We start from the raw sequence: 12,213 nt of genomic DNA, 5'->3' as shown, positions 1-12,213 counted from the left end.
CGCAGGGAGAAGGAAGATCAACTCCAGCAGGGAGAAGGAAGACCAACTCCCGACGGGAGAAGGGCAAGGCGGATCAGCGCTTGCGTTGATGCATCGCCGCTTCGTCGTCCAGCCAGTTGCTGCCCTTGTTGGTCAGGAAGAACATGTAGACCACCAACGACACCGCAATCACCGCCGTCGCGTAGATCACGAACTCGCTGACGTGGCCGGTCTTCAACGAGGCCTGGTACAGCAACGGCGCGGTGCCGCCAAAGGCGGAGTTGGCCAGCGCATACCCCAGGCCCACGCCCAGCGCGCGCACATGGGTGGGGAACAGTTCGGCCTTCACCACCGCATTGATCGAGGTGTAGCCGGTCAGGATCACAAAGCCCACGGTGAGGATCGCGAACGCGGTCAGCCAGTCGGTCTGCTTGGGCAGCTCCATCACCAGGAACCAGGTGTAGAGCACCCCGCCGATGCCGAAGAACACCAGCAGGCTCTTGCGTCCGACGATGTCCGACAACCAGCCGCCCACCGGCTGCATCAGCATCAGCACCGTCAGCGCGACCAGGTTGATGATGGTGCCAGCCATCACGTCGCCACCGGCAAACGCGGTCTGGATCATCTTCGGGCCGGTCACCGAGTAGGTGTAGAACGCGATCGTGCCGCCGGCGGTGATCAGGAAGCACAGCAGCAGCGGGCGCCACTGGTTGACGAACAGCTCGCGCATCGAACCGGAGGCCTTGGCCTTGCCGGTGCGCGAATCGGCGATGGATTCGGAGCTCAGCGACTCGTCCATGGTCTGGCGCAGCCAGAACACCACCAACGCACCGATGCCGCCCAGGCCGAACGCCACGCGCCAGCCCCACTCGGACACCTGCGGCGCATCGAAGAAATGCAGCATCACCAGCAGCGTGGTCTGCGCCAGCACGTGCCCGCCGACCAGCGTGACGTAATGGAACGAGGACAGGAACCCGCGCCGGCCCGGAATCGCCGCCTCGGACATGTAGGTCGCACTGGTACCGTACTCGCCACCGGTGGCAAAGCCCTGCAGCAGGCGCGCCAGCAACAGGATGATCGGCGCGGCGATGCCGATCGTGGCCACCGTCGGTGTGACGGCGATGACGAACGAGCACAGCGCCATCATCGACACCGAGATGGTCAACGCCAGGCGGCGGCCATAGCGGTCGGCGAAGCGGCCGAAGTACCACGCACCGATCGGACGCATCAGGAAGGTCATCGCGAAGATCGCCCACACGAACATGGTGGCGTTCTTGTCTTCCTTGGAAAAGAACTGCGATTCGAAATAGACCGCAAACACCGAGTAGACGTAGACGTCGTACCACTCGACCAGGTTGCCGGCCGATCCCTTGAGCGTATTGGACACCGAACGGCGAAGACTACCGGGAGCTGCGCCAGAACCGGCGGCGATCGGGGACGTTGGGGGTGCGCTCATGCAGTCAGAACCTTGTGGGTGGGACACCCGGCAGTATAGGTGCGCGCTTGTGTGACGCATGTAAGCATTTCGGCGCATAGGCAGGCGCCACGCAAGCGGCTAGTGCGTCCGGTTTGCGAGCGGGCGGCAGCCAACGCGGAGCGTGCGCTTGTGTCGTTCCACACCGACGTGCACTGATGTCGTCTTAGCGCTTCAGCCCGCTTTCGGCGTCGGCGCAGCAAGCGATTTGCCGCATTGGATACCGATCGATGACTAAGGCAGCACCTGCTTGAGCGTATCGATAAACGCGCGCAGGCCCGGTGGAATCTGGCGATGTCCCGGGTAATACAGCACCAGTCCCGGAATGGCCGGGCACCACTGCTCCAGCACGCGTACCAGCGTGCCGCGCGCCAGTGCAGCCATCACCGCGTGCTCGGGCACATAGGCGATGCCAAGGCCGGCCTCGGCGGCTTCGCCCATCATCAGAATCTGATCCAGCGTCAGCCGCCCCGGCACATCGATCGCCACCTCCTGACCGCGCCGCTCGAACTCCCAGCGATACAGCCTGCCGCTTGGCATGCGATGCCGAATGCACGCGTGGCGATGCAGATCGTCCGGCGTGTCCGGGCTGCCGGCGCGCTGCAAATATGCAGGTGCGGCCACCGCGATGAAGCGCGTCTGCCCGCCGAACGGCACCGCAATCATGTCCTGCGGCACCGACTCGCTCAGGCGAATGCCGGCATCGAAGCCGGCCGCCACGATATCCACCAGCCGCCCTTCGCTCACCAGATCCACCGACAACGCCGGATACCGCGCCAGCACCTCCGGCACCACCTGCTGCAACAACAGCCGCACCACCACTTCAGGCGCGTTGATGCGCACCGTGCCGGCGGGCCCGCTGCGGAAGGCGTCCAGTTCGCTCAACGCCTGCTCCACATCCTGCAATGCCGGCACCAGCTTCGCGTACAGGCGCTCGCCCGCTTCGGTCAGCGAGACGCTGCGCGTGGTCCGGTGCAGCAGGCGCACGCCGAGGTTGCGTTCCAACGCGCTGATCAGGTGGCTGAGCGAGGACGGCGCCAGCCCCAGTTCGGTGGCCGCACGCCGGAAGCTGCGGTGCACGGCCACACTGGTGAACGCGGCCAGGTCATTGAAGGTGGGCTTGGGCATTAGTGGTCAAAACGCATCAACACATTCGAATTCTAGGGCATAGACCCATCAATTCCCCGCATCTAGGGTGGTGTTCCCTCCCCACGCAAAGGCAACGCCCATGTCCAGGACCTGGCTTATCACAGGCGCATCTTCCGGCTTCGGCCGCGGCTTGGTCGAAACACTGCTGGCACGCGGCGATCGTGTCGCGGCCACGGTGCGGCGCGCGGATGCGCTGGCCGATCTGCAGACACTGCACGGCGAGGCATTGCACGTGTTTCAGCTCGATCTGCGCGACAGCGCAGCAGTGCGCAACGTCGTGGCCCAAGCCTTTCAGACCTTGGGCAGGATCGACGTGCTGATCAGCAACGCCGGCTACGGCACGCTCGGTGCGGCCGAGGCCGCCACCGATGCGCAGGTGCGCGCGGTCATCGACACCAACCTCATCGGCTCCATCACGCTGATCCAGGCCGCGCTGCCGCACTTGCGTCGTCAAGGTGGCGGGCACGTGGTGCAGGTGTCCTCCGAAGGCGGCCAGATCGCCTATCCCGGTTTCAGCCTGTATCACGCCAGCAAATGGGGCATCGAAGGCTTTGTCGAAGCCGTTGCGCAGGAAGTGGCCGGTTTCGGGATCCATTTCACCCTGGCCGAACCCGGCCCGGCGCGCACCAACTTCGGTACCGCGCTGGTCAGGACCGACATCCCCTCCGACTACGCCGGCACGCCGGTCGACGCACTCAGCCGCGCACTGGACGACGGCAGCTGGGCCATCGTCGGCGACCCGGAGCGCATGGTCGCGGCGATGATCGCCTGCACCGAACAATCGCCACCGCCGTTTCGCCTGGTCATGGGCGGCAGCGCGTACCACGCCATCCGCGATGCGTTGACCACGCGGCTGGCCGCGCTCGAAAACCAGCGCGACATCGCGTTTTCCACCGACAACCCGGCTGCCGCTGGCTGATGATGGCAACACCGCTACAGCGAACGTGTTCTGCGGTATCGCCAGCGCCGATCCGCAGCTAGCGCCCCATCCTTCACAGCCCTCATGCCGCCAGCCTTGCCAGAATGCCGGCCGCTCAAGGCCGCAACGGTCCGGGAACAGGGGTTGGACGCATGACATGGATCATCGTGGCCGCAGTCGTCACCACCTTGCTGGTGGGGCTGCTGTTGCTCAACTTCGCCACGCCTGAGAAAAAGCTCGAGCACATCCCTAGCCATTGCTACGACGTGTCCGACCCGCAGTTCAAGCGCGAGATGTCGGTGTTGCTGGGCCCGGCGATCCTGCCCGGCAACAAGATCCAGGTGCTGCATAACGGCCATGAGATCTTCCCGGCGATGCTGGCCGCCATCGGCAGCGCGCAGCGCACCATCACCTTCGAAACCTATATCTATTGGTCGGGCGAGATCGGCCGCGAGTTCAGCCAGGCGCTGGCCGAGCGCGCGCGCGCCGGGGTCAAGGTGCGCGTCACCATCGACTGGGGCGGCAGCCTGAAGATGGATGCCTCGTTGGTCCAGGACATGACCGACGCCGGGGTGGAGGTGCATCGCTACCGCCCGCTGACCTGGTACAACCTGCACCGCGTCAACAACCGCACCCATCGCAAGCTGCTGGTAATCGATGGCCGTATCGGCTTCACCGGCGGCGTCGGCGTGGCCGACCAGTGGATGGGCGATGCGCAGGACCCGGAGCACTGGCGCGACTCGCATTACCGTATCGAAGGCCCGGTGGTGGCGCAGGTGCAGGCCGCCTTCAACGACAACTGGATCAAGACAACCGGCCGCGTGCTCAATGGCGCCGAGTACTACCCCGAGCTGGCACCGGCCGGCGACAGCGATGCGCAGCTGTTCGTGGCCTCGCCGGCAGGCGGCAGCGAGAGCATGCACCTGATGTACCTGATCGCCATTGCCGCGGCGGCCAGCTCCATCGACCTGGCCGCCGCCTACTTCGTGCCGGATGCGCTGATCACCCGCTCGCTGCTGGAAGCGCGCGCGCGTGGCGTGCGCATCCGCGTGCTGCTGCCGGGCAAGCACATCGATGCCGTGTCCGTGCGGCTGGCCTCCAAGGCCAGCTGGGAGCCGCTGCTGCAGGCCGGCATCGCCATTCACGAGTTCCTGCCCACCATGCTGCACACCAAGCTGCTGATCATCGACGGCCTGCTGGTCTCGGTGGGCTCGACCAACTTCGACATCCGCTCGTTCCGCCTCAACGACGAGGCCAGCCTGAATGTCTACGACCGCGCGCTGGCCGCACAGATGACCGAGGTGTTCGAGCGCGACCTGCAACGGGCCGAGCCATACACGCTGGAACGCTGGCGCAAGCGGCCGCTGCGACAGAAGCTGGGCGAGAAGCTGGTGATCCCGTTTCGCTCGCAGGTGTAGCGCGCCCAGCGCCGCAAACGCGCGTGCGGTTACGCCTGCAGCCGCAGCTGGCGCAGCCGCCACCACACCCCGCCCAGATGCACCAGCGAGTACAGCACCAGCGCCGCGGCGATGCCCAGCGTCAACGGGCTGGCCTGCGACCCGGCTGCCGCCGCGCCCGCGCTGAAGGCGCCATCGGCCCAGCGCCAGGCCAGGCGCCCGAGCAGTACCAGCGTCAGGCCGCCACCGATCCACGGGTTGGGCGTATACCAGCCGCGCCCTTCCGCCCATTCGGCATGCGTATAGCGCAGCGACAATGCACCCAGCCCGATGCCGACCAATGTTCCCACTGCGATCCCTGGCCGAACCTGCGGCAAGCCATACACCGCGAACGCCAGCGCTGCCGCCGCAATGAGCAGCACCACCGCACGCACCGCGCTGCCGACCGGCTTCCACGGCTGGCGGCCGAAGCTGCGCCGGATACGCCGGTAGTAGAGAAAGGCGATGGCCGCCATCGGCAGATATGGCGTCAGCGGGGCGATGGCAGCAGCGGGCATGGCGATTCCTTATGCGGGGTGAGGTGACCGACGCAGGATGAAACCAGCCCCCGTAGCGAACAAGGTGCCAAGCGTCACTTTCTGCGCGCAGGCGGGTTGCCCGGGCGGCCGCCGCCGCGCGCGGCATTCGCGACGGACGAGCCACCTTCGCGCAGGACCGGCCTGGTTGCCATCGCCAGTGAACGCCCGGCCGCGCGCCAGCCATTGCCACACGCGAAGCGGAGCCGCGCGGGTAGACTTGTCGGCAGAGTTCCCCCACCGCAGTGCCATGTCCGCCATCAAGCAAGAAGCCCGTACGCTGATCGACACGCTGCCCGAGACGGCAGGATGGGATGACGTGGTTCGCGTCGTGGGCACCGCCAGCTTCGAGGCGGCCGTACTGGACGGCATGGCCGCAGCGGACCGGGGCGCCTTTGCCGCGCCGGCACAGGTGACGGCACTGTTCGCCAGATGGGGCGTTGATGTTACGGCGTGACTGGACCGTCCCGGCCGCCAGGCAACTCGCACACGCCCAGGATCACTACCACGCGCTCAACCCGACCGCCGCCGCCGCGATGGCGCGGCAGGTGCTGGAAGCCACCCGCACCCTGGCCGAGCAACCCGGTCGCGGCCGCGCCGGCCGCGTCGCCGGCACCCGCGAATGGGTGGTCAAGCAAACGCCCTATGTGCTGGTCTACCGGGTGCGCGACGACGCGCTGCAGCTGCTGCACGTCCGCCTGGAAACGCAGGACTGGCTGCCGCGCACCGAGCCGCTGATCGAACGCATCGAACCCTGGATTGCTGCGCTGATCAGCGCCCTGCTGCACGTGCTGATGCTGCTGATCCTGCTGTCGGCCTCCACGCCCACCATGACCCCGCCGCAGGGCTCGGCCAGCGGTGGCCGCACCAAGGTGGATTTTGTCGGCGACACCGCCACGCCCGAGCAACCCACGCCCTCGCCGACACCCACCCCGCCGTCGCAAACGCCAGCGCCCGTGCAACCGCCGCCGGCCGCCTCGCCGGTGCGGTCCACCCTGGTCAAGACCGCCAAGAACCCGGTCCCGCCGGCAGGCAACACCCGCCGCGGCGGCCTGGTCGAGCAGCGCCAGACGCAGCCGGTGCAGCGCCCCACCCCGCCGCAACCGCCGGCAGAACCCTCGTCGCCGCCGCAGCGCCGCCCCGAAACCTGGACCGGCCGCCCACCCGGCATGCTCGAAGAAGAGGCCGATGCCGCCGAAGACGGCATGTCCAACACGCCCACCATCAGCGAAGGCCGCCGCCGCGACCGCAACAACGCCCAACCCAGCATGGATGTGGGCGGCTACCAGGTCTATTACGAGGTGCGCAGCGAAACCCAGCTGCGCAACTGGCGCGACCAGGGCATGAAGGAAGTGGCCATCATCCTGCCCGGCACCCAGTACCGCATGGTCTGCCCGCTGGAAGTCGCGCTCAAGCGCGGCTCCAGCAAATGCCGCCTGCTGCCGCCGGACTCGCCAGAACTCAAAGACATCGGCGATGCCCGCGAGGTCATCAACATGATGGAGGTCTACAAGCAGGGCGAGCCGGTGTGGCGCGGGCCTGGGCCGTATCGGTGAGTGGCAGGGCCAGATTGGCCTCGGATTTCACTTAACTGCTGGTGCGGGGATGACTGCAACGGCAGCCGCGCAAGGCCTGACCGTTGCCACTCGCCACACGGCACCGTTCGCGGCGATGGCGCTGGACGTCATCGACCCGTGGAGTTGTTCTGGAGCGTACGGTGATAAACCGCCATTTCGCTCGCTCCCTCTAAAGTACTGTTTTGCAAGCAGCCGCCGAACGCGCCGAAGCTGCCTTCGGCGCGTTCGTCGATTACCCGGCGGTTGCAGGCATCAGCGGCCCTGGTCTTTGCCCAGTTTGGTACCCAGTGCTCCCTTGAACGGCGCCGGATTGCTGGTCACCAGGCAGTTGTAGGTCTTGTCGCTGTTGAGAACCAGCACGGACGACTGCGGCCCCTTGAAGTCCAGCCCGACCGAGAACAGCACATAGGTGTTGGGCAGCGCACTCGGTCGAAACGCACCGAAGGCATACTCACCGGACAAGCCCAACGGCGCCAGCGGTATCGTCAGCGTCAGCGGCTGCGTGCCCATAGGCGATGGCAGCGACGAGGACGCAGACATCATCTTGGACTGCACGTCGATGGAGTACTTGGTGGTGACCGCCGAGCCCAGGTACTTGGAACCCGGTGCGGAAACCTGCTTGCGACAGGCCGCAATGTCTTCGGGCTTCTGATCCTGTTGGCCCGTCTGCAGCGTGGCAAAGACATGGCTCAGCGTGACCGTGTCCGTCCCGGTGACCGGTGCGGCAACGGCAGCGTCCATGCACAACGCGGCCACGACGAGTGAGAGGCCACAGGCCGCAAGCGCACCGCGATAGCTGGTTTTACGTTTCATTTCGATCGTTCCCTGGTGTGCGATGCAAGGTGTCGGCAGCAGCTGCCGCTTGCGCCTTGAATGGACATTCGCAACGGCACCTGTGCATGACGCCAAGCGGCAGATGATCGATTGCGTACGATGACGACATGCGTCCGTGTGGGAGCACCACACCTACGCCACCCAGCCGGCCACGCCGCTGGTGGTTTCATCGTTGAAGACCAAGGCCTCGCAAACCCGGCAAATCGTCTCAACGGTTTCGTTGCGTGATGCAGTTCGGGATTCGGAAGCGAATACGGCGCTGTCCACGGCTCACGTCAAGCATCAGTCGAGGCAAAGCGGCTATTTGAAGCGCTTGGGGGCTTGAAACTTCCAGTAACGCCAGTAGAAGTGTGGTCGCCTACTTGAAGAGGCGTGGATTGCAGGAATATCTCAATGCATACATTTGGATGTGGCACAAAATGGATCGCCTGGGCAGCCCTGACGATCCAACTCAGCTATTCATCAACCATGGGAAGCTTGTAGTACGCTGGTATCGTCTGCACGGAAGGAGTGTTGATGTACCAGCCTGCCTGGGAAGGCTCAGGACCGCGCGGACATTCTATTCAAGTGATTGGTTGTATCAGGAGATCGCCATGCCACGCATCGTGCTAAACGGGTGGGCCGCAACGCTTGCACTTACCGGGCTTGCGGTGCTCCCGCTTTCATCCTGCGCCAATGCAGATACTGCACGTACCGCTTCGACACAGGAAGACACCATGAAATCAGGAGCCAGCCCAATGCTTGAAGAAATTTATGCATCAAAAAAGCCCGTTCGATTCGAACAGGTCGACGTTAGTAGCATCGTTGCCAAGTACGTTCCTCTGGGAACAACAAAGTTGGTGGTGCTGGAGACGTTCAGCAAATCTCCAACGTCAAAGATTGTTGAAGACACCCCAGGCAAGGTGGTCGTCAGGGACAATAAGGGGCAGGCAATGCTTGATCCAGATGCACGTTCCGTTGTGATGACTTTTTCTTTGGATGCCGACGGCAAGGTGACACACGTCGACGCCGTCCACATCAAGAATCAGTAAGCCAACGGAGACCATCATGGACGAGAAGATTGAAGTTGGATATCGCAACATCGGGTCTGCGCTGGGCAAGGAGTACCATCACAAATTCCTTCTCTACACAGATAAAGAGGGCAACCAGCACACCATCAGTGGCTGGACCGGCGATGAGCAACCTGGATTGCCGTATGGCCGGATGCACGTTGAGACTAATCTGCCCTACAACCGGGCCAACCCCGATCATCGCGACAATCCGAATGCGGTTGGACAAAAGCAATATCGCGAAGAGATCACACACGGTGCGGACTTGTCGGGAACCTGGGCACGCATGGTCGCCAATGCCAAGAGCAAGGATGACAAGTATCCCTACGATCCCCAGTTGCAAAACTCCAACACACTGGCCGATAGCGTTCTGCGGGATGTACGCCTTCCGGAACCAAAGAACGATGGCGTTTTCGGCCACTGGGCGCCTGCATCGGGACGACAGCTCGACGAATCGATCCAGCCCTCTGTGCCAGGATTAGGTAACTCAGGACGTACCTTCAGCGCAGGCGGAGCACCCCTCGATCCGCATCAGGAAGCGCGGCTACGCGATGACCCATTGTTCAAGCAAGCCTTGGCGAGGCTCGATAAGCTCGGCCCGGATGCAGGCGTCTACACTAATCAGCAAGATAAGGAACGCATTGCCGGTGCCCTGGCGGTCCAGGCCAAACTCAATCGCCCGCCGCTGCCCGAGATCCAGGACGTTATTCCGAATCACACAAACGGCAATGTTTTCGCGACGTACAAGAATCCAGGAAATGACATGGATGTATTACGCACGCACGTAGATAAGGCCGAAGCCGTCAAGCAGCCCTTGGCCGAGAACCTGCAGAAGCTCGAAGTTGCCAATCAACAGACCATGCCGGCGTCTACGCAGGAGGCATCACGCGCAGTGGACCAACCAAGTCATGGTGCACTTGGAATGCGGTGAACAGCAATTGGGAATGCAGTCGTATCGCCTTACTCCCGCAGCTCGCCGCCGCGGCGCTCTCCCAGCCACAGTTCCAGGCTGCGTGGCGCATCGGCGCTGATCATTGGGATCGCTCATCTACCGGGTCCGGCAGGTCTGGCCGGACCTGGAGGCCCAACTGCCGCAACAGCTCGGACATCCGGCCTAGTTGCACAGCGACCTGGCCGCCTGCCGCAAGCCTTCCGCATTGCGGACTGGGCGGATATAGGCGTCGATGTCGGATGCTCGGTCGATTGGGATGCGCATGGCAGTGATCGAATCTAAAGCGGGCTTTAGATTATTCCGGCAGTCAACAGGTACAAGCGAAACCTGAAGCCGACATTAGATTAGCTATCGATTAGGCAGTTACCGGGTTGAAACTGACGCTGGCTTTCGTTTTGGTTACTTGGGGCCGGCCCAGCTTTATGCCGTGGCTCGCGATGCCGGCCGGAGTCTGTGTCGCGTCCGGTTGATGATGTGAGCGCTGGAGCTGGCAGATCGGATACGGTGAGCAGGCCTCGCGATGGCAGCACGCGTCCGGCCGGGAACTGGCTACAGTCTGCACAGGGCCGTGTGCGCCCGCTCCATCCACCTGCGTTCCCAAGGATCTGCATGTCTCTACATCGTCTTGCCCCCCGCCTGGGTCTGGCCGTTGGCCTGTTGTGCGCCTGCTGCGCGCACGCCGCCGCACCGGCAGCGGCCCATCGCCTGCTGCGCGTCACGCTGGACGGAGCGAGCGATCAGCCCGTGTCCGGGCGCCTGCTGGTGTTCGCCACCCTGGCCAAGGACGCCCAGGCCGCGGCCAACGAGGGCAAGGATGGCAAAGCCGGCAAGGTGGAAGAGGTGGACGTCAGCCCGTTCCGCCCAACGGCGGTGGCCGTGGCGGCGCAGGAGGTGACCGGGCTGGCCCCCGGGGCCAGCGTGGAGATCGACCTGGACAACATCGCCTTCCCCAGCGGCTTTTCTGCGCTGCCGGCCGGCGCGTACCTGTTCCAGGCCGTGCTGGATCCGGACCACAGCTACGGCTACAGCGGCCGCGATGGCGGCGACCTGTTGAGCGAGGTCACCGCAGTGACGCCGGGCAAGGGCAAGCCGTTGCCCACGCTGACGCTCAGCAAGCAGGTACCCGCGTCGGACGACCCATGGCAGGTGTCGCCGCGCGCGCCGCAGGCGATCCGCGACGCCATCCCGGAGGCCAGGCTGCATAGCGCGGATGCCTCGCTGGTGAGCCCGTCGCTGAGCGCGTTCTGGGGCCGGCCGGTGTCGCTGCGCGCCCGCGTGCTCACCCCGCCGGGCTACGACGCCAAGGCCGCCACCCGCTACCCCACCGTGTATGTCACCCACGGCTTCGGCGGCAATTACAACCGCTTTGCCGGCAGCATCGCCGGCACCTGGAGCGCGATGGCGGCCAAGCAGATGCCGCCGATGATCTGGGTGTTCCTGGACCAGTCCACGCCCACCGGCACCCATGAGTTCGCCGACTCGGTCAACAACGGCCCCTGGGGCACCGCGCTGACCGAAGAGCTGATCCCCGCGCTGGAACGCCAGTACAAGATGGACGGCAACGCCCGGGGCCGGTTCTTGAACGGGCATTCGTCCGGCGGCTGGGCCACGCTGTGGCTGCAGACGCGCTACCCCAAGCTGTTCGGCGGTACCTGGTCCACCTCGCCCGATTCCAGCGACTTCCACGACTTCACCGGGCCGGATCTGTACGCGCCCAATGCCAACGTCTACCGGCGCCCGGACGGCAGCCAGTTCCCGTTGATCCGTGACCAGGGCAAGGTGGTGGCCGACCTGGAAACCTTCGCCAGGCTCGAGCGCGTGCTGGGCCCCTACGGCGGGCAGATGACCTCGTTCGACTGGGTGTTTTCCCCGCGCGGGCCCGACGGCCGCCCGCTGCCGATGTTCGACCGCGACACCGGCAAGGTGGACCTGGCCGTGGTGGCCTACTGGCGCACGCACTACGACATCGCCGCGCGCGTGGCCGCGCAATGGCCCACGCTCAAGCCGGATCTGGACGGCAAGATCCACCTGATCGTCGGCACCGCCGACACGTTCTACCTGGACGGGGCGGCGCGCAAGCTCCAGGCGGTGCTGGATGGCCTGGGCGCCAAAAGCGAATTCCGCTACCTGGACGGCCGCACCCATTTCGACCTGTACAAGGAGGGCGAGGACAGCAACGCCTTGATGAAGAAGATTGCCTGGGAGATGTACGCCGTGGCGCGGCCCAAGCAGTAAACGCGCCGGCGCACGGCCGGCGCTGTCGCCTGGCGTGCCGGCCACCGCCGCGCCAAGGCGCGACGGGCGACGA

At 64.9% G+C, this 12,213-nt stretch carries 11 protein-coding genes; 7 read left to right on the top strand and 4 right to left on the bottom strand.

All coding sequences use genetic code 11. From position 1 onward, the window contains the following. Positions 1 to 73 precede the first annotated feature (73 nt). Positions 74 to 1,435: an MFS transporter gene (locus tag FHT09_RS17085; protein WP_104607386.1), complete on the bottom strand. Its 1,362-nt coding sequence runs from the start codon at positions 1,433 to 1,435 to the stop codon at positions 74 to 76. Between the two features lie 252 nt (positions 1,436 to 1,687). Beyond that, positions 1,688 to 2,581 carry a LysR family transcriptional regulator gene (locus tag FHT09_RS17080; RefSeq protein WP_104607385.1) on the bottom strand — a complete coding sequence of 298 codons (894 nt, stop codon included), beginning with the start codon at positions 2,579 to 2,581 and terminating at the stop codon, positions 1,688 to 1,690. A 100-nt stretch (positions 2,582 to 2,681) separates the two neighbouring features. Here FHT09_RS17080 and FHT09_RS17075 point away from each other — a divergent pair, with 100 nt between their 5' ends. Both FHT09_RS17075 and FHT09_RS17070 read left to right on the top strand, forming a co-directional pair. Then, positions 2,682 to 3,521 (top strand): SDR family oxidoreductase, encoded by an 840-nt coding sequence (locus FHT09_RS17075; RefSeq protein ID WP_104607384.1) that lies wholly within the window; start codon positions 2,682 to 2,684, stop codon positions 3,519 to 3,521. 152 nt (positions 3,522 to 3,673) lie between these two features. Further along, positions 3,674 to 4,939 (top strand): phospholipase D-like domain-containing protein, encoded by a 1,266-nt coding sequence (locus tag FHT09_RS17070; protein ID WP_181141463.1) that lies wholly within the window; start codon positions 3,674 to 3,676, stop codon positions 4,937 to 4,939. 29 nt (positions 4,940 to 4,968) lie between these two features. On the opposite strand, the gene FHT09_RS17065 is transcribed toward FHT09_RS17070, so the two are convergent. After that, on the bottom strand, positions 4,969 to 5,475 hold the full coding sequence (locus FHT09_RS17065; RefSeq protein ID WP_104607383.1) for a hypothetical protein: 507 nt from the start codon (positions 5,473 to 5,475) through the stop codon (positions 4,969 to 4,971). A gap of 268 nt (positions 5,476 to 5,743) precedes the next feature. On the opposite strand from FHT09_RS17065, the gene FHT09_RS17060 reads away from it, so the two are divergent. Next, positions 5,744 to 5,950 carry a hypothetical protein gene (locus tag FHT09_RS17060; protein ID WP_104607399.1) on the top strand — a complete coding sequence of 69 codons (207 nt, stop codon included), beginning with the start codon at positions 5,744 to 5,746 and terminating at the stop codon, positions 5,948 to 5,950. After that, a complete protein-coding gene (locus tag FHT09_RS17055; RefSeq protein ID WP_104607382.1) occupies positions 5,937 to 7,049 on the top strand; it encodes a type II toxin-antitoxin system RelE/ParE family toxin in 1,113 nt (370 codons plus the stop codon). The genes FHT09_RS17060 and FHT09_RS17055 overlap by 14 nt, the downstream gene beginning before the upstream one ends. Positions 7,050 to 7,322: 273 nt before the next feature. Here the strand turns inward: FHT09_RS17055 and FHT09_RS17050 are convergent, their stop codons facing one another. Continuing rightward, positions 7,323 to 7,883, bottom strand: a complete 561-nt coding sequence (locus FHT09_RS17050) for a hypothetical protein (protein WP_104607585.1) — start codon at positions 7,881 to 7,883, stop codon at positions 7,323 to 7,325. A 440-nt stretch (positions 7,884 to 8,323) separates the two neighbouring features. Between FHT09_RS17050 and FHT09_RS20355 the strand changes: the two genes are divergently transcribed. The 3 genes from FHT09_RS20355 (at position 8,324) to FHT09_RS17035 (ending at position 12,140) form a co-directional block, all read left to right on the top strand. Continuing rightward, a complete protein-coding gene (locus tag FHT09_RS20355; RefSeq protein ID WP_223571191.1) occupies positions 8,324 to 8,935 on the top strand; it encodes a DUF6393 family protein in 612 nt (203 codons plus the stop codon). A gap of 16 nt (positions 8,936 to 8,951) precedes the next feature. Further along, entirely contained in the window at positions 8,952 to 9,884 is a 933-nt protein-coding gene (locus tag FHT09_RS17040; RefSeq protein WP_181141485.1) for an XVIPCD domain-containing protein, read from the top strand. A gap of 630 nt (positions 9,885 to 10,514) precedes the next feature. Then, positions 10,515 to 12,140: an alpha/beta hydrolase-fold protein gene (locus tag FHT09_RS17035; RefSeq protein WP_184417049.1), complete on the top strand. Its 1,626-nt coding sequence runs from the start codon at positions 10,515 to 10,517 to the stop codon at positions 12,138 to 12,140. Positions 12,141 to 12,213 lie beyond the last annotated feature (73 nt).

The sequence above is a fragment of the Xanthomonas sp. CFBP 8152 genome, from assembly GCF_014199025.1.
In the GTDB taxonomy this organism is placed as follows: Bacteria; Pseudomonadota; Gammaproteobacteria; order Xanthomonadales; family Xanthomonadaceae; genus Xanthomonas; species Xanthomonas arboricola_B.
The sequence above is the reverse complement of the archived record's forward strand: the minus strand, read 5'-3'. Positions and strand labels throughout refer to the sequence as shown.